We start from the raw sequence: 20,145 nt of genomic DNA, 5'->3' as shown, positions 1-20,145 counted from the left end.
TTCAAAGACAGTCCAAGCCACCTAACGGTGGCTCGGAACACTACAAAAGTGACATTTTCTCGGACGAGTTAAGGTGACATTTTCTCAGACGTTTGACACCTGCGCGGAATTCAATTCAACGCTGCACAGGAAAAAACGGCCGGCTTCGGCAGCCGGCCTTCATTTATCGCATTAAATATTAACCATAGAATACGGATTTTTCCGTTTCCCTGTCAAAGAGATGAAGCTTGTTCACATCCAGCGCCAGCTGCACGTTCACGCCTTCTTTCAGGCCCGCCCGCCCGTCGACACGGGCCACGACGGTTTCCTTGCCGATGCCGTTGAGATACAGGAACATCTCATGGCCGAGATTCTCCGCAACTTCGATGTTGACGTTGACGATGCTTTGCGGAGAGGCTTCCAGGAAACCCGGCTCGTGATGAATGTCCTCCGGACGGATGCCGAGTACGACCTCCTTGCCGGCATAGCCTTTCTCACGCGCCAGCTTCGCTTTGTCCCCGGGAATCGGCACATTCAAGCCTTCGGCCTTGAAAACCAGGCTGCCGGCTTCCTCCGACAGCTTGCCGCTGATGAAATTCATTGCGGGCGATCCGATAAATCCGGCGACAAACAGGTTCACTGGGTAATGGTACACTTCCTCCGGCGAAGCGCACTGCTGGATGATCCCATCCTTCATGATCACGATCCGGTCTCCCATCGTCATCGCTTCCGTCTGATCATGGGTGACGTAAATAATGGTCGTTTCCAGACGTTTGTGGAGCTTGCTGATTTCCGCGCGCATCTGAACGCGCAGCTTCGCGTCGAGGTTGGACAACGGCTCGTCCATCAGGAACACCTGCGGCTCGCGGACGATCGCCCGGCCCAGAGCAACGCGCTGGCGCTGGCCGCCGGACAGAGCCTTCGGCTTGCGGTCCAGCAGATGCTCGATATCGAGAATCCGGGCGGCCTCGCGGACCCGCTTGTCAATTTCCGCTTTTTTGAATTTGCGCAGCTTTAAACCGAATTCCATGTTCTGATAAACGTTCATGTGCGGATACAGCGCATACGATTGGAAAACCATCGCGATGTCGCGGTCTTTGGGCGCAACGTCGTTCACCAGCCGATCGCCGATGTACAGCTCGCCCTCGGAAATTTCCTCCAAGCCGGCGATCATCCGCAGCGTGGTCGATTTGCCGCAGCCGGACGGACCGACCAGCACCAGAAACTCCTTGTCCTTGATTTCCAGATCAAAGTCGGCAACCGACGGGATATTGCTGCCGGGATAATATTTGTATACGTGACTGAGACGCAAGCCTGCCATTATGAACTCCTCCAAATCATCGTTAGAATAACTATATCTTACCGCATGATTCGGGCGGCAGCCTATGCACAATCCCTCCAAAAAATCCGGAAGGTTTTCGTCATTTTCTACAAATCCGTTCTGCTTGTTTTCCGTTTCATGGCTTTATGAAGGGTCAGCGCCAATTTAACCAGCACGGCGTGATTGAACGTGCGCACATCCAGCCCCGTTTCCTGCTTGAAGCGGTCAAGGCGATAAAGCAGCGTATTGCGGTGTATATACAAAATTTTCGCCGTTTCGCTGACATTGCAGTCAAGCTCGAAAAATTGCTCCAGCGTGCGCAGCATTTCCGGATCCAGCAAATGCTCCGCTTTCTGAAACACCTGTCCAACGAACTTTTGTTGGCCAGCCTCGTCCAATGCATCAAGCAGCTGTTCCAGCTGCAGCTTCCAAGGCAGATGAACATTGCTCCCGATACGGAACGTTCTGCCCAGCGCCAGGGCTCTCCGAAGCTCGATTACCGCCGCCAGCAGCGATTTGGCCGGGACCATCGGATGCGCAACCGCCAAATGGCATTCGCCGATCCATTCGCTGGCCAGCATTTCATGCAGACCCGTGGCGATTGATTCCAATGTTTCCTCCACCGCCGGGCCTTTTCTGTGATCTTCTCTTTGAGCTTCCTCCTCATCCGCATACAACAGCGATTCCGTGCCCAGAATGATCCATTCTTTTTCCTGCAGCGGAATCAGCAGAACCTCTTCCCCAAAGAAGGATTCCAGCAGCTTTTTCAGCTCGGAAACGGATGTCTGATTGAGATCGGCATACTCGGCGGACAATAATATCGGCAGCTTGGAAGCATAAAGCGCGGTATCGGCTTGAAACATTTCCGGAAGCTCGCAATCAACCGTCCCTTGTTCGATTTGACTGTCGATCCATTCCCGGATGGCCGCCGCTCTCCCTTCCTCCCCCGTAAGATGCGCGAACGTGCCGCTTTTTTTCCAGGAATGCCTATACGCCTCCAGAGTCATGGCAACCAGCTGCTTTTCCGCGTGAGTCAGCAGCACATCCTCCACCTTGAGCGTCTCTACATAAGAGCTGTTCGCGTTCAGCACAAAATAAAGCGTATGATTCCAATTCAGCAACCGGTCTGCATCCTCATCGGAAGCTTCCTCGGCCGCTTTTGATTCCACCCTGCGGTTCCATTCCTGAAGCGGAATTTGCTCATGCGATAAATCCGCATTCAGAATGAGTTCCAGCTGCGCTATGATCGGTCCCCAATTCATGCATTCGTCTCCTTGCCCCGGCATCTCGTATAACTTATATATTCGATTATACGAAAGAAAATCCCCCTGCGGCTGCAATCGGGGGATTCTTTATTAAAGCTTTAAGCCGTCAAAGCATCATCAGCAGAATAATCGAAATTGCGGAAAACAGCGCTGCGATCAAATACAGGAATGAAACGGTTTGCACCTGGGACAGCCCCATCTTCAGCAAACTGTGATGCGTATGCAGCTTGTCCGCTTTGCAGATCGACTTCTTTTCCAGCAGCCGGCGGATGAATACCACCGAGGTGTCCAGAATCGGCACGCCCAGCGCAAGAATCGGAATCAGGATGGATAACGCCGTTGTGCTCTTAAAAGCGCCGTCCACGGCAATCACCGCCAGCGTATATCCGAGAAAGGTAGCCCCTGCATCTCCCATGAAAATTTTGGCGGGATAAAAGTTGTAGCCCAAAAAAGCGATGCAGGCCCCGGCCAAAATCGCCGCCAGCACCGCCGTTCCCTCCTGTCCCTTATACAGAGCCGCCAGCATCAGCGTCAGCGCGGAAATGGATGCGATCCCGGCGGCCAAGCCATCCACGCCATCGATAAAATTAATCATATTGGTTATCGCAAAAATCCACCCCATCGTCATCAGCCAGCTGAGCCACGGGGTGAAGAACAGATAACCCTGATGAATCGGGTCGCTGATTCCGGCAATTTCAATGCCGAACCAGAGCGGAACGGAGGAAACGAGAATATATCCGATCAAACGGGGCCACACCGGAAATTCCAGGCCCTTCGTTTTGTACCAATCATCTACCGATCCGATAAGGACAAGCGCCAAGCCCCCGATCACGATCGTCAGCGTTCTTGGGGAAGGGCCCTCGAACAGCATCAAAGCAGCGGCAGAACCGATGAAAATGGCCACTCCTCCCATCAGCGGAACGGGAGCGGTATGGATTTTGCGCTGGCTTGGGCGATCGACAAACTCCCATTGCAGAGACAGCCTTCTAACGGCGGGTACCAACGCCAAGACGAGCACGAATGAGGTAAGCAGAGCAGATAAGAAAAATTGCATGCGATTCCTCCCGGATCCCCGATCCTAGGAGTCCGTCCGACGAAAGCAAGATCGTGAATATTTATTCAATTTAATCGTTATTCCGGAAAAGGGATGGCACTGCACCGCTGTTAAAACCAGGAATATGATCAGATTTATGTGGTTAATTCCCGGTTTTAAAGGCGGACGTAAACTTTCCGTGCTCATTGCCTTATTCCTTCATACTCCATTTGAATAAAAATTCACGAAAATCAATCCGTCGGACAGACTCCTGAAATTCTCAATTTAGGATTCCCCCGATTGCAGTCTTGCATGCAAATCCAAAAATTTTATTCCTGCCTCCAGCTTGTTAAACATGAAACCGGATGGAAATGGCAATAATTTTCGAGATAACACACACATCCCTACCGAAAGGGGGAAGCTCTCTGCAATTCGAACTTCCTTATGGAAACCGGCATGTTCAATTTCGTCTCCCCGATGCCCGGATGGTTGAGACGATTCATTATCAATTCCGCCAAGCCGTATCGGACCCGCTGCCGCAAATACGCAAAGCTTTATTGGAGCCTATCGGGTCTCCTCCGCTGGCCGAAATCGCCAAGGGACGGAGCAGCGCCGCGATTGTGATCAGCGACAGCAGCAGGCTCAATCCGAGCCATTTGTTTCTCGAAGAAATGATTCATCACCTTAACCAATCCGGTATGAAGGATTCGCAGATCACGGTTATCGTTGCCTTGGGGATGCACCGCAAACAAACAGCGGAAGAACTGATCCGGTTGGCCGGTCCTGCGGTACACCGCCGCGTCCGTGTGATCAATCATTCTCCGCATCCGGACGATTGCGTTTATTTGGGAACGACCTCGCGGGGAACGCCCATTGAAATCAACCGGCTGGTGGCAGAAGCCGATTTGCGGATTGCGACCGGCAATATCGAGCCCCATTGGCTGGCCGGCATATCCGGAGGTGTCAAGGCGCTAGTTCCCGGAGTGGCTTCGCAAAGATGCATCGAGCGCAACCACGCTTTATCCCTGACCTCGCAAGTTTCTCCCGGGGACACCGGCAACCCGCTTCACCGGGATATGGAGGAAGCCCTGGCTAAGGTTCCCGTTCATTTTCTGTTGAATACGGTGGTCGACCACCAAAAGAATCTGCTCGGCATTTTTGCGGGCAGCCTGCAACAGGCGCATGCGCAGGGAGCCGCTTTTGCCAATGAGGTTTTCAAGGTGTCCGTCACCCGGGAATATGATGTGGTTATCGCCTCGCCCGGCGGTTGGCCGAAGGATGCGCAGCTTTACCAAGCCGTCAAAACCCTGCAGAACGCCTCTGCCGCTGCCAAGCCGGGAGGTACTATCGTGCTTGCCGCCCGATGCGAGGAGCAATTCGGAAACGGCGTCTTCCAGCATTGGGTCGAAACCGTACAGGACAGGCAGCGGATCGTCAGGGAGCTGAACCGGAATTTTGTGCTCGGCGCTCATAAAATCAAAACGATCGACGAGATTTTGCAAAAGCAGAAGGTCTATCTATTCTCCGACATGCCGGCTCCGCTCGTCGAATTGTCCGGCTTTCATGCGATCAGCAATTTGCAGGAAACGATAGACCGTTTGGCGGACAATCCTTCGACATCGTTTGCCGTTATGCCCTTCGGCGCCTTGACCTTCCCTGTGCATGCCAAAAGGGACAGCTGATCCGGCTGTCCCTGTCCCCTTACTACCCCTTGCGCCCTGCTGCATTAAAATCCTTTATACTGCGGCTCCTCATTCTCGATCTGCTGCACGCGGGATTCAACTTGCTGAACGACCTGCTGTGTTGTCTTCGCGGCGTTCTCAAACATCGTTTTCGCCTCTTGATTTTGGGTATTTAAGGCAAATTGCTCAAGACTCGCCTGCGCGCTTTTCAAAGAAGCCAATGTGGTTTTTACCTGCGATGCCACTGTCATCCTATTCACCTCCCTTGACGCTACGTTTCCTAATATGTCTTGCCGCCGCATAAATCATTAGCCCGCCGCTTTGGAACATACTGGGAGAACAAGTCTGATTCATATCCCGCACCTTTTTGGCAAATAATCAATATATCGCGAACGACAGAACTATCAGGAGGGTATGAAATGGCGGACAACAAGAAAAAGAAGCTGACGCCCGTTCAACAGGAATATCAAGAGCTGGCCAAAAAAAACGAACCTCCCCGGCAGGTGATGAAAAATTCCCTGCGCGCTTTTTTATTTGGTGGGTTGATCTGTATTGTGGGGGAAGCCATTCAGAACATGTATATCCGGTACTTCAATTTCGATCAGAAAACCGCAAGCAGCCCGACGGTCGCCACTTTAATTTTCATTTCCGTCGTACTGACCAGCTTAGGGGTGTATGACAAAATCGCCCAGTGGGCGGGCGCGGGTTCCGCCGTCCCCGTTACGGGGTTTGCCAATTCCATGGCCTCCGCCGCGATTGAACACCGCAGTGAAGGCCTTGTACTGGGCTCCGCCGCCAACATGTTCAAGCTTGCGGGTTCCGTCATCGTGTACGGTACCGTTGCCGCGTTTGTCGTCGGTATTCTCCACCTGATTTTCAATCCCGATTTTGGAGGCGGGTCTTAACCAATGCTGCAGGGACATCAAAGCTGGATTTTCAAGAATAAGCCTGTGATTCTTTCGACCGCCACAGTCGTCGGTCCGTTCGAGGGCCAAGGCCCTCTCGGCGGCGATTTCGATATCGTTCACGGCGATTTGATGATGGGTCAAAAAAGCTGGGAGCAGGCCGAGAAGGTATTGTTGGAGGAAGCCGCCAAGCTGGCTATAGAAAATGCCGGGTTAACCAAGGAGCAGGTGCAGTTTTTCGTCGGAGGCGATCTGATGAATCAGATCATCAGCAGCAGCTTTGCCGCGCGAACCTTGTCCATCCCTTACATCGGCGTTTTCGGAGCCTGCTCGACGTCCATGGAAAGCCTCGCGCTCGCCTCGCTCATCATCGATTCGAAAAGCGCGAAGTACGCACTCGCCGGGACCACCAGCCATAATGCCAGCGCGGAAAAGCAATTCCGCTACCCGACCGAGTACGGAAGCCAAAAGCCGCCGACGGCGCAGTATACCGTGACCGGCGGAGGCGCAGCCGTCTTGGCAGCGGAAGGGGAAGGCCCGGTCGTCACATCGGCCACAATCGGCCGCATCCTCGATATGGGCATCAAGGATCCGTTTAATATGGGAGCAGCCATGGCACCTGCGGCGGTGGATACGATCCAGGCCCACTTCCAGGATCTGAGGATCGAGCCGGATTATTATGATCTGATTATCACCGGAGATTTGTCAAAGGTGGGCCACTCGATCGCCTCGGATTTGTTCAAAAAGCATCAGTTTCCCATCGAACAAACCGAATTCCATGACTGCGGGCTGATGATTTATGATTTCGACAAGCAGATGGTTCAAGCCGGAGGCAGCGGCTGCGCCTGCTCGGCTGTGGTCACCTACGGCCACCTGCTGAAGAAAATGAAGCAGGGCGATTACAACCGCATTCTCGTTGTCGCCACCGGCGCGCTGCTGTCGCCGATTTCTTATCAACAGGGAGAAAGCATTCCCTGTATAGCCCATGCGGTATCCATCGAGAATAGGGGGACTTCCGGATGATCATGCAGTATTTCTGGGCATTTGTGATTGGAGGCGCCATTTGTGTTATCGGCCAAATCTGTTTTGACGTATTCAAGCTGACCCCCGCCCATACAATGACTCTTCTGGTGGTAGCCGGGGCCGTTGTGGACGGTGTAGGCCTGTACGATCCGTTGATCGAATTTGCCGGGGCCGGAGCCAGCGTGCCGATCACGAGTTTCGGCAACGCTCTTGTTCACGGTGCCCTGCAAGAGCTGAAGCTCCACGGATGGGTCGGGGTGCTGACCGGGATGTTTGAGGTGACCAGCGCAGGCATATCGTCTGCAATCATCTTCTCGTTTCTGGCGGCGCTGTTCTTCAAGCCGAAGGGTTAAACGAAAACCCTTCTATCCTTTGATAGAAGGGAATAGTTAATTTGTTGGCTTCATGAACATTTCATGCTGTTACATAATATGGACGACAATGGCGAATAGTGTCCCGATTATCGCGCCGATCCCGACATCCGTAGGATAATGCAATCCAAGATAAATCCTCGAAACTCCCACCATGGACGCAATGGGTATGACAATGAAGAAGGTCCAAGGAAGCTCCAGCACCAAGGTCATGGCGACGGAAAAGATCGCGGTCGTATGCCCCGAAGGGAAGGAATAATCCTGAAGGGGATTGGGCTGCACCCAAATCCTGCCGTCTGTCATGTACGGCCTTTTGCGGCTGAAGCTTTTTTTCAATACATGCACGAGCATATGGCTTGCCGCCAAAGCGAACACCGCATTCCAGCCTAAATGTGTAAATAGGGCCAGCGCAAGCGCAAGCGCGATGGTAAACACCGCCCCGCCCAAATGGGTGATGAGTTTCATCCATCTGTCCAAAAAATCGCATCGTATGCGGAGATTTAAATAATACAACATGCGCTCGTCGCTGTTTTTCAGCCATGCCGCTATCCTTGTCAAACGAATTCCTCCCAACTCAGGTCCTTTCCAAGAAAATTATATCTACGCTCAATCAACGCAATTTAAAATCAATGTTAAAGGTTCTTAAATAAATTTTAACTCCCCTCTAATTCCAGCTTAACAAACAATTGATAAAAATAGAACAGACAGATGTTCACAAATTCACCAACACCGCCTCTTCATATTCGAACGGAGGTCAGATTATGCGAATTAGTTTGTTTACCGACACGTTCCCGCCTCAGGTGAACGGCGTATCGCTGACTTTAGAAAGATTGGTGCATCACTTGGAGCATCGCCGGATCCCGCACCTTGTGCTTGCGCCGGAAACCGAGGAGCAGGATTTGTTTTCAAGCAATATTCTCCGTTTTTCCAGCTTTCCTTTCTTTCTATATCCCGAATGCCGCATTGCCCTTCCCAATTACTTTTCGATCCGGAATCATTTGCAGCAGTTTAAGCCCGATCTCATCCACGTGGCCACACCATTCAATATGGGGTTGATCGGCAGATACTACGGCAAAAAATATCATATCCCCATGGTTGCGTCATACCATACGCACTTTGACCGTTATTTGGATTATTACCGGCTGAACTTTACTTCACACTTGATCTGGCACTATATGCGCTGGTTTCATGAGCCTTGCATTCGCATTTTTGCCCCGTCCCAAGATACGAAATCGGACCTTATGAATCAAGGGTTTTCCCATATCGGAATATGGAGCAGAGGAGTCGATTGCAATTTATTTCATCCTAACAAAAAAAGCGGCAAATTACGAGAGAAATATCAAATCCGCGAGCCGTTCATTTTACTTTACGTAGGAAGAATGGCGCCCGAAAAGGACCTTGATGTTCTGCTCGAGGCCGTGAAAAAACTGCCGGGACATTTGAGCAAGCTCATTCACTGGGTTTTTGTCGGGGAAGGACCGCTTCTGGAGGAAATGCGCGGCAAGAAGACCGATCATATGACGTTCACCGGCTATTTGAACGGCGAACCGTTGGCCGAGGTATATGCCTCCGCCGATCTGTTCGTCTTTCCCTCCAGTACGGAAACGTTCGGGAACGTGGTTCTGGAAGCCGCGGCTTCAGGACTTCCGGCCATCGGCGTCCGATCCGGCGGCGTAAAGGAAATCATCCGGCACGGGGAAACGGGTCTGCTTTGCAAGCCCCGCGATTCCGACTATCTGGCCCAAGCCATCGAACAGCTCCTGTCCGATCCCGCACAATTGCAGACGATGGGAAAAGCGGCCCGCCGATATGCACTTAACCAATCATGGGAAAACATCTTCGACCGGCTGCTGGCGGAATACGAGCAGGCGATCTACTCTCGCCAAACCATCTCTGTGTAGGTTAAATATTTACTCCAGTTATATTCATTTATTGTGCTTCCAACTGCGCATTGGGAAGTGTCTACAAGTTCCGTTGCTTTGAGTTTCTATTATGAATGGGCTTATAGATGGTTGAAACTCAAAGCCAAAGTCGCTTATCGGGTATCTTCCCAATGCTTCGTTGCCGCAGAAATGAATGCCTTCGAATAAATATTCCTACTCCGTTACATATACGGGGGTTCCCATGTTTTTTTGCGCCATCCCAGCCGATGCTCCACAATGTTGAAGTCTTTGTCGAGCATGACATCGACCCCGAAGGCAAGCCTTTGCGGATACCAGAACCGCACGTCGCTCCAACGGACTACATAACCGTCCTGGACTTCCTTGCAGGTCACATATACTCTTTGCGCAAACTGCAGGAAGGACCTTACGCCGTCGACTGACCGGGTTGCCTTGATGGCCGGGTTTTCACTTTCTTTGGAATATTCATTGATCAAACGAATCTGTCCGTAAACGATTTTGCCCGTATAGAACATATCTTCCGTTTCGACCACGAACAGCCAGTAAAACCAATGAAACGTCGGGATGACGTGAATCGGACCCGATTGCGGATACGCTTTTTTCAGAAAGGACACATGGACATAATGGTGAACGGTTCGTGCGGCGATATACATCAAAGTGACCCCGTACACCCACACAAAAATGTCAGCGGGCTTATAAGCTCCGGCCAACCACAAAATTAACCCGGCCGCATGCAGGGCAAATAAAAACGGTTCAAACAACGACAGCACATCCAAAGCGACCCATTTCTTCTTCCATGGACGAAGAGATTGCACTCCGTAAGCATTGAAGGAATCGAGCAACACATGAAAAACAACGGCAATCCATATCCATAAGTACAAATGCCAGCCGTTCCGCTCAAGCCCGAACAACAAGACCATCAGAGCTGAAATCAGCAAAGGCCAAATGAATAAGGCCGGAACGGAATGGCTGATGCCCCGGTGCGTCCTGATATATGCGGGATATCCTTTCAACCTGGCGACCGTATCGAAATCCGGGGCGTGGGAACCGACCAGTGTGCCCCAGAAAACGGCATGAGCCAACGCCGCATGATCTGCCACAACAGGATCCAGATAGGCCAATCCGGCCAATGTGGCACCAAACAATAAATGGCTTCCCGTATCCATCGTGATTCCTCCATTCTGATGTTTTTACGTAAAGAAACCACTCGTCCAAAACCGAGTGGTTTGCAGGGCGTCTAGGCCATGGAAGCCTGGCCGATCCCCGGGTCTTTGAGCTTGTAGCCCACGTTGCGTATCGTAATAATGTATTCAGGATCACGCGAATTCTTCTCGATTTTATCCCGCAGATGACTGATGTGGACATCCACGATGCGTGTGTCCTCCAGAAAGTTGTAGTCCCACACTCCATGAAGCAGTTGCCTGCGGCTCATCACTTTTCCTTTGTGCTTGCACAAAAAATAGAGCAGCTCAAATTCCTTCGGGGTCAACTCCGTCGACTTGCCGTCAACGGTCACTTCCCTTTGTTCGGGAAAGATCTCAATGCTGCCGATTTGAATGGACTCATATTCATCCGCTGGCAAGAAAGGCCTGACTCTTCTCACTACGGAATGAATGCGGGAAATCAATTCCTGAGGACTGAACGGCTTGGTCATATAATCATCGGCTCCGTTATCCAATCCGACGATCTTGTCGGGAATCTCGTGAAGCGCGCTCAGCATAATAATCGGTGTCATATTGTTTTGGCCGCGTAATTTCCGGCAAACTTGAATACCGTCCATTTTCGGCAGCATGACGTCCAAGACGATCAACGACGGCCGGTAATCATTCACCATATTCAATACGGAATCCCCATCATGCACGCATTGAACTTCAAACCCGGCCAATTTCAAATGAAATTCAATCAGCTTGGAAATGGATGGGTCGTCATCAACGACTAGAATTCGATTCTCCATCTTACCTTCCCCTTACCGCAATAGTTATGGTACTCTATGATTGTCGCAAAGCACCTTCAACAGGAGATTAAGATGATGTAAACGGGATATTAAATTTTCCGAAAACTATTATAATGGAAGTGACATCGTTGCACGAATCTGCGAGATTTAATTCCTATAATTTAAGGGAGGCTGGTCAAGATGAGCACGAAACTGTTGGTGATTCTTTCCACCGCTGAAAAGGAAAAAGCGCTGTCAGGATTGCTTTATACGGCAAACGCACTGAAAAGGGGATGGCTGCCTGAGGTCAAGGTCGTTTTTTTCGGTCCTTTTGAAAAGCTGCTGGTTGAGGACAAGGATGTTCGGGAGAAGGCGGCGGAGGTTCTGGGCAAGGTCACACCCGTAGCCTGCAAATTCATCTCCGATAATGAGGGCATTTCGGACGATATCCGGAATTTGGGATTCGATGTTGATTTTGTGGGAAAAATCATCTCGGATTACCTGATGGAAGGCTACGTCCCGATGGTGTTTTGATACATAGCGTCCGCGCGCAAAAAAACCGTTTCGGCTCCGAAACGGTTTTTTCTATGGGATTGACCCGAATTTGCAGCTGGTGAGCCATGAAGGACTCGAACCTTCGACACCCTGATTAAAAGTCAGGTGCTCTACCGACTGAGCTAATGGCTCCTATCAGACCACCTCTAGTAAATGGCTGATCTTTAACATTATACATAGCTGAACCAACCGTGTCAAACAGGTTATTTATGGCAATCTTTCAATAATGCTTGCCGTAGCCATGCCGTGTCCGATACAAATGGCAAGAAGTCCGTAACGGCCGCCTCTTCTCTCCAATTCATGCAGCAAGGTGGTCATCAGCTTGGCGCCGGTTGCCCCTAAAGGATGCCCCAAGGAGATCGCTCCTCCGTTGACGTTGACTTTATCCAGGCTGGCGCCGATTTCCTTTTGCCAGGCCAGCACAACCGGGGCAAACGCTTCATTGATCTCCACCAAATCGATATCATCCATCGCAAGGTCCGATTTTTGCAAAACCTTCCGGGTTGCGGGAATGACTCCGTCCAGCATCAGTGTGGGATCAGAACCGACAACCACACGATTGACGATTCTTGCCCTCGCTCTGACGCCAAGCTCTTGTGCTTTCCGACCCTCCATCAGTAAGACGGCGGCGGAAGCGTCGCTCATCTGACTGGCGTTGCCCGCTGTAATCAGGCCGTCTTCGCAAAAAACGGGTTTTAAGGCGGCCAGTGCTTCCATCGAAGTATCCGCTCTCGGACCTTCATCGGCGGTAACGAGGATCGGATTGCCCTCTTTGTCCAATCCGTCGACCGGAACAATCTCTCTTTCGAATCTTTTTTCTTTGATGGCTTCAATAGCGCGTCTGTGGCTTTCCAGCGAATATTGATCCAGCTGCTCACGGGTCAATCCGTACTTGCGGGCGATCAACTCGGCGGAAACCCCCTGGTGGACGATTTCGTATTTTTCCTGAACCGACAGAGGGATCGTATCCTGATTTCCGTCGCTCGAGATCGGCACTTTGGTCATATGCTCAACCCCTGCGGCAATGGTGACGTCCATGTCGCCCGATTTGATTTCCTGGCTGGCAAAATGTATCGCCTGCTGGCCGGAGCCGCACATCCGATTGATTTGAACGGCCGGAACCTCGACAGGGAAATCCGCCTCCAAGGCCGCCAATCTGCCGATGTTGTAGCCTTGCTCGTGAATCGGGCTGACGCAGCCCATGATGATATCCTCAATGAGTTTTTTTTCGATGCCGGCTCGGGTTACCACTTCATGCAGAGTCTTCGCAGCCAAATGAACGGGATGCAGATTGCGGAAAACCCCTTTTCTTTTGCCGACCGGTGTCCGCACGGCTTCGACAATCACCACTTCTCTTTCCACGGATCTCACTCCTCGCAAAGCCTTGTTATTTTGAATAGTCGTAGAAACCCTTGCCTGTCTTTCTGCCATAGTGCCCCGCTTCGACCAGCTTGCGCAAAATTTGCGGAGCCCGAAAACGATCGCCGTACGCTTCCACCATTCCTTCGCTGGCTAACAGCAGGGTATCCAATCCGACATAATCGGAAAGCTCCAAGGGCCCCATCGGATAGTTCAACCCCAGCCTTATCGCCTTATCGATATCTGCGGCGCTGCATACGCCTTCTTCGTAGATCCGCATGCTTTCCAGCAAGTGCGCCGATAATGCGCGCGAGGTGACGAAGCCTTGCGCGTCTTTCACCACCACCGTTTCCTTGCCGATTTCTTCCGATACCCGCCGCACTTTATCCAGCGTTTCCTGCGAGGTTTGAACAGCCATGACGATTTCAATCAATTTCATGACCGGCGCGGGATTAAACCAATGCATGCCGATCACTTGCCCGGGACGTTTGGTAGCGGCCGCAATGGAGGAAACGCTGAGCTCCGAAGTATTGGTTGCCAAAATGGCGCCCGGCGGCGACTCGGCATCCATTTGCTGGAAGACCTTCTTTTTTATTTCAAGATTTTCAGGAACGGCTTCGATGACCAAGTCCGCTTCGGCAACGGCTTCTTTGAAATCATTGGACAAGGTGATCCGCGACAGCGTTCTCTCCATTTCTTCCTGCGTCACATGTTCCGCTTTTACAAAACGGTTCATGCTTTTCTCAATGCCTTGCAACCCTTTTTCCAGCGCATTTTCGGAAATGTCGTAAAGCGCGACCGACTTCCCGCCCATCGCCATAGCCTGGGCTATGCCATGTCCCATTAATCCCGCACCGATGATAGCAACTCGCTTGATCATGATGATTGCTTCTCCTCCCACTCTTTGAATTGATCACGCAATGCCCGTTTCAAAAATTTCCCGACAGAGTTTTTGGGGATTTCATCCATGAAGATCACGTCATCGGGTATCCACCACTTGGCAAATTGGGGGGTGATAAAATCAAGCAACTCCTCTTTGGACACCTTATTTTTGAACGCATCCTTCAACACCACACAAGCAACGGGGCGTTCCTGCCATTTGGCATGGGGAACGGCCACCACGGCTGCCTCGAACACCGCTTCATGAGCCATCAGCGCATTTTCAAGGTCGACGGAAGAGATCCATTCGCCGCCGCTTTTGATCACATCCTTGGTGCGGTCGACAATTTTGACGGCGCCCTCTTCATCCACAGTGACCACATCGCCGGTATGCAGCCAGCCGTCCTTGAAAGCATCCTTGCTTCGCTCATCGCGATAATACTCATCCGCGATCCACGGTCCGCGAAGCAGCAATTCTCCCATTTCCTCCCCGTTCCATTGAATCTCGCCGTCTTTGCCGACGACCTTCATCTCGACGCCCGGAACGATGTATCCCTGTTTCGCGCGGATTTCCAGTTTTTCGTCGTCGGAAAAGTCATGCTGGTAGCTTTTCAAACGGGAAAGCACCACGAGCGGGCTGGTTTCCGTCATTCCATAAGCATGAATGAAAGGAATTCGATGCTTCGTTTCAAAAGCTTTAATCAGCGCTTTGGGAGCTGCGGAACCGCCGCAAAGAATCGCCCTCAAGCTGCGCGTATCGTAATTGCCCTGCTCCAATATCCTCAGAAGGCCAAGCCATATTGTCGGTACGCCCGCAGTCAGAGTGACTTTTTCCCGTTCAATCATTTCAGCTATCAATTGCGGGGTAAATTGCGGACCGGGCAGCACCTGCGTCGAACCAAACCAAACGGAAGCGAACGGGAGTCCCCATGCATTCGCATGAAACATCGGTACAATCGCCAAAGTGACGTCCGATTCGGATACGGCCGCGCTGTCCGCCAGTCCCAACGCCATCGTGTGCAGGACGATTCCCCGATGGGAATAGACGACTCCCTTGGGATTGCCGGTTGTCGCCGAGGTATAACACATCCCCGCGGGCTCATTCTCATCGTCCGGCTTGATGAACTGGAAATCGGAGTCCCCTTCCGATAGCAATTGCTCGTAATGATAGACGGGAAATAATGTGGTTTGCGGCAGTTCGTTGTCATCCGTCATGATTATAAAAGCTTTTACCGTTGTTAATTCATCCCGGACCTTTTCCACTAACGGAACGATATCCGGATCGATGAGCAATACCCGATCTTCCGCGTGATTGATAATATAAGCGATATGATTCGGCGATAAGCGTATGTTGATGGTATGCAGCACACCCCCCATTCCTGGAATGCCGAAATAGGCCTCCAAATGGCGATGATGATTCCAGGCCAAGGTTCCGACCTTGTCCCCCTTTTTCACTCCAAGCTTGTTCAAAATACTCGCGAGCCGTCGGGTCCGTTGTCCGATTTCGGCATAGCTCAGACGATGGATCCCGGAATGCGTTCGGGATACCACAAATTTTTTGGAAAAATAAGTTTCCGCATGCTCCAACATCGACGGGACGGTTAAAGGCACATTTTGCACTGAAATTCCTCCATTCAAAATATAGCATTTCAGATAATTCCTTGTGCGCGGTATTCTCCAATCTCCCGATCTGTCTTGTTCAAAATACGCATGAGCAGGTCTGACGTATGCTCTCCCAGCTTCGGCGCCGGCTCCATGGCATCGTCCGCAATCATCTGTCGGAATTGAGCGGAATAAGGAGGTTTGTCGATTTCCCCCGCTTCCAGGATCGGCGTCAGGCAGCAATCCGCTTCCAAGCCGAATCGTCCCCATTCCTCCAAAGTGCGGCTCCGAAATAAAGAGACGATTTCCCGGTAGACCGGATTGTCGGAAGTTGCCGGGAAAGTTTGCGCGGCAATCCAATCCGGCCGATTGGCGGCTTGGCAAAAGTTTCTCCAAAACTTCGGTTCAATGGCGCCGAGGCTCACATATCGATGGTCCTTTGTCTCGTAAATGCAATAAGAAAGCATATCCCCCGCCAGCAGGGATAATCCATGCCGGGTCCCGGTATGGGATTCCAATCGGGTATGAAGCTCCAGCATGGAAGCCGTCGCGCCCAATATGGAAATATCCAGATACTCCCCCTTGCCCGTTCTTTCAAACCGGACCAGAGCCGCCAAAATTTGTTCACTGGCTGCCATTCCCCCGATATAGTCGGCAATGGATATGCTTGGATGTACAGGCTTGCCGTGGGCATCGCGAAATTGTGATAAAACCCCGCTTAATGCCATGTAGTTCAAATCATGGCTGCCCAGTGGCGCCATGCCGCCGCTCTGTCCGTAACCGGATATGGAGCAATAAATCAATCCCGGTTTGACTTGCTTTAAATGATCATAGTGAAGCCCCAAACGGCGCATCACCCCCGGCCGAAAGCTCTCGATCAGGACGTTTGAGCTCTTGGCCAGTTCTTCGGCAATTCGCTGTCCTTCTTTGCTTTTTAAATTGACGGTAATGCTCTTTTTTCCTCTATTGAATACCTCAAAAACAATTCCGCTACCCGCTTTTTCACCTCCCTCGGTGCGAGCCGGATCGCCTGCAAGCGGTTCCAATTTGATGACCTCGGCTCCCAATTTCGCCAGCCGCAAGCCGGCATATGGACCAGGTATATATTGTGAAAAATCGAGTATACGGATACCTTCCAGCTGCATGGAACGACTCCTTTTTACAGCCCCAGATTTTTGGAAATGATCGTCTTCATAATATCATTCGTCCCCGCATAAATTGATGCGACGGGGATGTCCCGGAATCGCCGGGCGATCTTATACTCTTCCATATAACCGTAGCCGCCGTGAAGCTGCATGCATTGTGACGCCGTTCGCCTGGCCATGTCCGTGATCCACCATTTCGCCATCGACACTTGATTGACAATATCTTTCTTATGCATGTGCTTCAAAATCAAATCATCGACAAACGTGCGCCCGATTTCAATTTCCGTCGCCATCTCCGCCAATCTGAATTGAATGCTTTGAAAATGACTGATCGGTTGACCGAAGGCTTCGCGGTTTTTGACATAATCGATGGTCATGCGCAGCATTTCTTCTGCAGCAATCTGGGCTGCTATGGCGACAATCAAACGCTCCTGCTGAAGCTGATCCATCAGATAATAAAAGCCTTTGCCTTCTTCTCCGAGCAGGTTGCCGACAGGCACCTCGGCATCTTCAAAAATCAATTCCGCGGTGTCCTGACTGTGAAGGCCCACCTTTTCCAGCTTTCTTCCCCGCTTGAAGCCCGGCGTATCCCGTTCCACAACCATTAAACTGATTCCCTTATGCGTCGGCGCCACTTTCAAATCCGTTTTGCAGACAACCACAATCAAGTCGGCATGAATTCCATTCGTGATAAACGTTTTTTGGCCATTCAGGATATAACGGTCGCCCTGTTTGACGGCTGTTGTTTGAATCGCCGCCAAATCGGATCCCGCACCGGGCTCCGTCATGGCAATCGCCGTGATGGTCTTCCCGCTGATGCAGCCGGGAATCCAGCGCTGCTTTTGCTCCTCGGTTCCGAATACGGAAAAATAGGGGACGACAATATCGTTGTGCAGAGCGATTCCGACCAAGCTTGATCCCACCTTTTCCAGCTCTTCTACCAAAACAACCGAGTAACCGAAATCCGCATTCAAACCGCCGTATTTTTCCTCCGTCCAAGGGCAGAGAAAACCGTTGTTCCCCATCTTCTCCCACAATTCGCGGGGAATCAGTCCGTTTTTCTCCCATTGATCATAGAATGGGTAGGCTTCCTTCTCCAAAAATTTGCGCAATGCCGTACGAAACATCCGATGTTCTTCCGCAATGTAGTTCGGCAAGGTTCATTTTCCCTCCATCTTCTTAGGACTGAAAAAGCTCATGCAGCTGATCGCGAAGAATGAATTTTTGAATTTTTCCGCTTGCATTCCGCGGCAATTGATCAATAAACACATATTTCCTCGGGCGCTTGTAGTTGGCCAATTGCTCACTGTTTTTGCAAAAGTTCTCGAGTTCTTCCTCCGTCAGCGACGCGTCTTTTTTTACAACAACCGCAATGACCTGTTCCCCCCATTTTTCGTGGGGTTCGCCCAAGACGGCCACATCCAGCACACCTTCATGCTCATAAATCAAATCCTCGATTTCACGGAGATAAATATTTTCGCCGCCGGAGATGATCATGTCGTCCATACGGTCCGCTACATAGAGATATCCGTCTTCATCCAGATATCCCAAGTCGCCGGAATGATACCAGCCCTTATATATCGCTTTTGCGGAAGCCTCTTCACAATGATAATAGCCCGTCATCATGCAAGGCCCCTGAACGATGATTTCACCGATTTCCCCCGGCTCAGCCATATCGTCGGGCTCGGACGGCGCATCTTCCCTTGGACGGACAATGCGGATTTCACGGTTTAAACAGGCTCTGCCCGCCGAGCCTGCCTTGTTTAATTGATCATCATCCTCCAGGAATGTTACGGCCGGACCCATTTCCGTCATGCCGTACGCTTGAATCAGTTCAATGCCGATTTTGTCCTTGCAAGCCCTTACAAGCGCAGGCTCCATGGGAGCTCATGATAGCTTTCAGCATATGCGGGGGGATCTTCATGAATAGACCAAAAACCTCTCCGGAAATTGTTCCTAGATGGTCGCCACTGTGGGTTCAAGCATTTGCTCAAACAAGACAAGCTTGGGTTCCGCATCCTCCAGAATGAACGCCAATTCCTTCGATTTCAAACGAAAATTAATCGGATTTCACCACATAACCTCCTCGTCATATTTTTATGTATAAATTCCCTATTACTTTCCCGCCCCCTTCTATTTTTTTGAATAATGCAAAAATATTAATTTGGCAGCTAAAATAAAAAACACCCTCCATTCACATTAATCAAATGCGATGAAAGGTGATTATAGATTTCATTATAGATGGTGGAGGGTGATGGATTCGAACCACCGAACTCGTCAGAGAACAGATTTACAGTCTGCCGCGTTTGGCCGCTTCGCTAACCCTCCGGATATCAAAACATGGTGCCGTTGAGAGGACTTGAACCCCCAACCTACTGATTACAAGTCAGTTGCTCTACCAATTGAGCTACAACGGCAAGAATGGTGGCGCGGGACGGAATCGAACCGCCGACACGAGGATTTTCAGTCCTCTGCTCTACCGACTGAGCTACCGAGCCATCTGACCAGTTCCTCTATGGGCAAAAAAATGGCGGAGCTGACGGGATTCGAACCCGCGGTCTCCTGCGTGACAGGCAGGCATGTTAGGCCTCTACACCACAGCTCCACACTTTTCTGGTGCCGTTGAGAGGACTCGAACCTCCGACCTACGCATTACGAATGCGTTGCTCTACCAGCTGAGCTACAACGGCAAACCTATAATGATGTGACAATGGACGCTGACGGGATCGAACCGCCGACCCTCTGCTTGTAAGGCAGATGCTCTCCCGGCTGAGCTAAGCGTCCAAACATAAAATCAGACAAGAAATATACTACCACAAATTTCAATGTTAAGGCAACAAATAATTTTGGTAGCGGCGGAGGGCCTCGAACCCCCGACCTCACGGGTATGAACCGTACGCTCTAGCCAACTGAGCTACGCCGCCGCAGAAACAACGTACTGACGCCTTAGCATGAATAAATGGCGGAGAGAGAGGGATTCGAACCCTCGCGGCTGTTACACCCTAACGCTTTAGCAAAGCGCCCCCTTCGGCCTCTTGGGTACCTCTCCAATGTGAGAAAAATAATTTATTATGCCACATTCATCATGCATTATCGATGCAAAATTTCAGGAAGTGCAGGGACTTGCTCCCTCAAAACTAGAAGCGAAGCAAACGTTGGTGCGCATGGATGTTGCTGCAGCAATGCTGCAAA

The 20,145-nt window shown here is 51.1% G+C and carries 18 protein-coding genes, 9 tRNA genes and 1 pseudogene; 6 read left to right on the top strand and 22 right to left on the bottom strand.

All coding sequences use genetic code 11. From position 1 onward, the window contains the following. Nucleotides 1-178 precede the first annotated feature (178 nt). The 3 genes from VF724_RS19590 to VF724_RS19580 form a co-directional block, all read right to left on the bottom strand. Complete coding sequence (locus VF724_RS19590) at nucleotides 179-1,300, bottom strand: ABC transporter ATP-binding protein (protein ID WP_371755918.1); 1,122 nt, start codon at nucleotides 1,298-1,300, stop codon at nucleotides 179-181. A 107-nt stretch (nucleotides 1,301-1,407) separates the two neighbouring features. Then, nucleotides 1,408-2,562 (bottom strand): PucR family transcriptional regulator, encoded by a 1,155-nt coding sequence (locus VF724_RS19585; protein WP_371755917.1) that lies wholly within the window; start codon nucleotides 2,560-2,562, stop codon nucleotides 1,408-1,410. A 109-nt stretch (nucleotides 2,563-2,671) separates the two neighbouring features. Further along, complete coding sequence (locus VF724_RS19580) at nucleotides 2,672-3,619, bottom strand: MraY family glycosyltransferase (protein WP_371755916.1); 948 nt, start codon at nucleotides 3,617-3,619, stop codon at nucleotides 2,672-2,674. Between the two features lie 344 nt (nucleotides 3,620-3,963). On the opposite strand from VF724_RS19580, the gene VF724_RS19575 reads away from it, so the two are divergent. Further along, nucleotides 3,964-5,280, top strand: coding sequence for a nickel-dependent lactate racemase family protein (locus VF724_RS19575; protein ID WP_371755915.1), 1,317 nt, complete (start codon nucleotides 3,964-3,966; stop codon nucleotides 5,278-5,280). A 44-nt stretch (nucleotides 5,281-5,324) separates the two neighbouring features. On the opposite strand, the gene VF724_RS19570 is transcribed toward VF724_RS19575, so the two are convergent. Continuing rightward, a complete protein-coding gene (locus VF724_RS19570; RefSeq protein ID WP_371755914.1) occupies nucleotides 5,325-5,531 on the bottom strand; it encodes a DUF1657 domain-containing protein in 207 nt (68 codons plus the stop codon). A 168-nt stretch (nucleotides 5,532-5,699) separates the two neighbouring features. On the opposite strand from VF724_RS19570, the gene spoVAC reads away from it, so the two are divergent. Genes spoVAC through spoVAE form a run of 3 tightly spaced genes read left to right on the top strand, consistent with a single transcriptional unit; the run spans nucleotide 5,700 to nucleotide 7,561 of the window. Then, nucleotides 5,700-6,185, top strand: a complete 486-nt coding sequence (gene spoVAC / locus VF724_RS19565) for a stage V sporulation protein AC (protein ID WP_371755913.1) — start codon at nucleotides 5,700-5,702, stop codon at nucleotides 6,183-6,185. Nucleotides 6,186-6,188: 3 nt separating this feature from the next. After that, complete coding sequence (spoVAD, locus tag VF724_RS19560; protein WP_371755912.1) at nucleotides 6,189-7,208, top strand: stage V sporulation protein AD; 1,020 nt, start codon at nucleotides 6,189-6,191, stop codon at nucleotides 7,206-7,208. Then, a complete protein-coding gene (gene spoVAE / locus VF724_RS19555) occupies nucleotides 7,205-7,561 on the top strand; it encodes a stage V sporulation protein AE (protein ID WP_371755911.1) in 357 nt (118 codons plus the stop codon). Before spoVAD ends, spoVAE begins: the two co-directional genes overlap by 4 nt. Before the next feature lie 69 nt (nucleotides 7,562-7,630). On the opposite strand, the gene VF724_RS19550 is transcribed toward spoVAE, so the two are convergent. Beyond that, nucleotides 7,631-8,137 (bottom strand): phosphatase PAP2 family protein, encoded by a 507-nt coding sequence (locus VF724_RS19550; protein WP_371755910.1) that lies wholly within the window; start codon nucleotides 8,135-8,137, stop codon nucleotides 7,631-7,633. 203 nt (nucleotides 8,138-8,340) lie between these two features. On the opposite strand from VF724_RS19550, the gene VF724_RS19545 reads away from it, so the two are divergent. Continuing rightward, on the top strand, nucleotides 8,341-9,480 hold the full coding sequence (locus tag VF724_RS19545; RefSeq protein WP_371755909.1) for a glycosyltransferase family 4 protein: 1,140 nt from the start codon (nucleotides 8,341-8,343) through the stop codon (nucleotides 9,478-9,480). 203 nt (nucleotides 9,481-9,683) lie between these two features. Here VF724_RS19545 and VF724_RS19540 read toward each other — a convergent pair whose 3' ends face one another. Both VF724_RS19540 and VF724_RS19535 read right to left on the bottom strand, forming a co-directional pair. Continuing rightward, nucleotides 9,684-10,646 carry a metal-dependent hydrolase gene (locus VF724_RS19540; RefSeq protein ID WP_371755908.1) on the bottom strand — a complete coding sequence of 321 codons (963 nt, stop codon included), beginning with the start codon at nucleotides 10,644-10,646 and terminating at the stop codon, nucleotides 9,684-9,686. A gap of 71 nt (nucleotides 10,647-10,717) precedes the next feature. Then, on the bottom strand, nucleotides 10,718-11,434 hold the full coding sequence (locus VF724_RS19535; RefSeq protein WP_371755907.1) for a response regulator transcription factor: 717 nt from the start codon (nucleotides 11,432-11,434) through the stop codon (nucleotides 10,718-10,720). Nucleotides 11,435-11,614: 180 nt separating this feature from the next. On the opposite strand from VF724_RS19535, the gene VF724_RS19530 reads away from it, so the two are divergent. Further along, on the top strand, nucleotides 11,615-11,947 hold the full coding sequence (locus VF724_RS19530; protein ID WP_371755906.1) for a hypothetical protein: 333 nt from the start codon (nucleotides 11,615-11,617) through the stop codon (nucleotides 11,945-11,947). A gap of 77 nt (nucleotides 11,948-12,024) precedes the next feature. Here VF724_RS19530 and VF724_RS19525 read toward each other — a convergent pair. The 15 genes and pseudogenes from VF724_RS19525 to VF724_RS19455 all read right to left on the bottom strand — a co-directional run bounded on the left by VF724_RS19525 (nucleotide 12,025) and on the right by VF724_RS19455 (nucleotide 20,002). After that, nucleotides 12,025-12,100, bottom strand: a tRNA-Lys gene (locus VF724_RS19525). A gap of 75 nt (nucleotides 12,101-12,175) precedes the next feature. Continuing rightward, on the bottom strand, nucleotides 12,176-13,330 hold the full coding sequence (locus VF724_RS19520; RefSeq protein WP_371755905.1) for a thiolase family protein: 1,155 nt from the start codon (nucleotides 13,328-13,330) through the stop codon (nucleotides 12,176-12,178). Nucleotides 13,331-13,355: 25 nt separating this feature from the next. Continuing rightward, nucleotides 13,356-14,207: a 3-hydroxyacyl-CoA dehydrogenase family protein gene (locus tag VF724_RS19515; protein ID WP_371755904.1), complete on the bottom strand. Its 852-nt coding sequence runs from the start codon at nucleotides 14,205-14,207 to the stop codon at nucleotides 13,356-13,358. Then, the gene (locus tag VF724_RS19510) at nucleotides 14,204-15,826 is read right to left on the bottom strand and encodes a long-chain fatty acid--CoA ligase (RefSeq protein ID WP_371755903.1); all 1,623 of its coding nucleotides are present in this window, start codon (nucleotides 15,824-15,826) and stop codon (nucleotides 14,204-14,206) included. The genes VF724_RS19515 and VF724_RS19510 overlap by 4 nt, the downstream gene beginning before the upstream one ends. 29 nt (nucleotides 15,827-15,855) lie before the next feature. After that, nucleotides 15,856-16,953 (bottom strand): CaiB/BaiF CoA transferase family protein, encoded by a 1,098-nt coding sequence (locus VF724_RS19505; protein WP_371755902.1) that lies wholly within the window; start codon nucleotides 16,951-16,953, stop codon nucleotides 15,856-15,858. A gap of 14 nt (nucleotides 16,954-16,967) precedes the next feature. Then, entirely contained in the window at nucleotides 16,968-18,080 is a 1,113-nt protein-coding gene (locus VF724_RS19500; protein WP_371755919.1) for an acyl-CoA dehydrogenase family protein, read from the bottom strand. A 52-nt stretch (nucleotides 18,081-18,132) separates the two neighbouring features. After that, a pseudogene (locus VF724_RS19495) lies at nucleotides 18,133-18,840 on the bottom strand (AMP-binding enzyme); the annotation flags it as partial. A gap of 355 nt (nucleotides 18,841-19,195) precedes the next feature. Then, nucleotides 19,196-19,281 (bottom strand) — tRNA-Tyr (locus tag VF724_RS19490). 13 nt (nucleotides 19,282-19,294) lie between these two features. After that, nucleotides 19,295-19,370 (bottom strand) — tRNA-Thr (locus VF724_RS19485). Nucleotides 19,371-19,375: 5 nt separating this feature from the next. After that, a tRNA-Phe gene (locus tag VF724_RS19480) sits at nucleotides 19,376-19,451 on the bottom strand. 30 nt (nucleotides 19,452-19,481) lie between these two features. Beyond that, nucleotides 19,482-19,558, bottom strand: a tRNA-Asp gene (locus tag VF724_RS19475). A gap of 9 nt (nucleotides 19,559-19,567) precedes the next feature. Further along, nucleotides 19,568-19,643, bottom strand: a tRNA-Thr gene (locus VF724_RS19470). A 21-nt stretch (nucleotides 19,644-19,664) separates the two neighbouring features. Further along, a tRNA-Val gene (locus VF724_RS19465) sits at nucleotides 19,665-19,737 on the bottom strand. Between the two features lie 63 nt (nucleotides 19,738-19,800). Then, nucleotides 19,801-19,877: transfer RNA gene (locus VF724_RS19460), tRNA-Met, on the bottom strand. Nucleotides 19,878-19,913: 36 nt separating this feature from the next. Then, nucleotides 19,914-20,002, bottom strand: a tRNA-Ser gene (locus VF724_RS19455). Nucleotides 20,003-20,145 lie beyond the last annotated feature (143 nt).

It is taken from the genome of Ferviditalea candida (assembly GCF_035282765.1).
GTDB classification, from domain to species: domain Bacteria; phylum Bacillota; class Bacilli; order Paenibacillales; family KCTC-25726; genus Ferviditalea; species Ferviditalea candida.
This window is presented reverse-complemented; position numbering and strand designations above follow the sequence as displayed.

What these genes read in the sequence shown, in the direction of transcription:
- VF724_RS19580 (WP_371755916.1), bottom strand. Translation starts at nt 3,619, where the DNA reads ATGCAATTTTTCTTATCTGCTCTGCTTACCTCATTCGTGCTCGTCTTG.
- VF724_RS19500 (WP_371755919.1), bottom strand. Translation starts at nt 18,080, where the DNA reads ATGTTTCGTACGGCATTGCGCAAATTTTTGGAGAAGGAAGCCTACCCA.
- VF724_RS19590 (WP_371755918.1), bottom strand. Translation starts at nt 1,300, where the DNA reads ATGGCAGGCTTGCGTCTCAGTCACGTATACAAATATTATCCCGGCAGC.
- VF724_RS19515 (WP_371755904.1), bottom strand. Translation starts at nt 14,207, where the DNA reads ATGATCAAGCGAGTTGCTATCATCGGTGCGGGATTAATGGGACATGGC.
- spoVAD (WP_371755912.1), top strand. Translation starts at nt 6,189, where the DNA reads ATGCTGCAGGGACATCAAAGCTGGATTTTCAAGAATAAGCCTGTGATT.
- VF724_RS19570 (WP_371755914.1), bottom strand. Translation starts at nt 5,531, where the DNA reads ATGACAGTGGCATCGCAGGTAAAAACCACATTGGCTTCTTTGAAAAGC.
- VF724_RS19575 (WP_371755915.1), top strand. Translation starts at nt 3,964, where the DNA reads ATGGAAATGGCAATAATTTTCGAGATAACACACACATCCCTACCGAAA.
- spoVAE (WP_371755911.1), top strand. Translation starts at nt 7,205, where the DNA reads ATGATCATGCAGTATTTCTGGGCATTTGTGATTGGAGGCGCCATTTGT.
- VF724_RS19535 (WP_371755907.1), bottom strand. Translation starts at nt 11,434, where the DNA reads ATGGAGAATCGAATTCTAGTCGTTGATGACGACCCATCCATTTCCAAG.
- VF724_RS19530 (WP_371755906.1), top strand. Translation starts at nt 11,615, where the DNA reads ATGAGCACGAAACTGTTGGTGATTCTTTCCACCGCTGAAAAGGAAAAA.
- VF724_RS19545 (WP_371755909.1), top strand. Translation starts at nt 8,341, where the DNA reads ATGCGAATTAGTTTGTTTACCGACACGTTCCCGCCTCAGGTGAACGGC.
- spoVAC (WP_371755913.1), top strand. Translation starts at nt 5,700, where the DNA reads ATGGCGGACAACAAGAAAAAGAAGCTGACGCCCGTTCAACAGGAATAT.
- VF724_RS19505 (WP_371755902.1), bottom strand. Translation starts at nt 16,953, where the DNA reads ATGCAGCTGGAAGGTATCCGTATACTCGATTTTTCACAATATATACCT.
- VF724_RS19585 (WP_371755917.1), bottom strand. Translation starts at nt 2,562, where the DNA reads ATGAATTGGGGACCGATCATAGCGCAGCTGGAACTCATTCTGAATGCG.
- VF724_RS19540 (WP_371755908.1), bottom strand. Translation starts at nt 10,646, where the DNA reads ATGGATACGGGAAGCCATTTATTGTTTGGTGCCACATTGGCCGGATTG.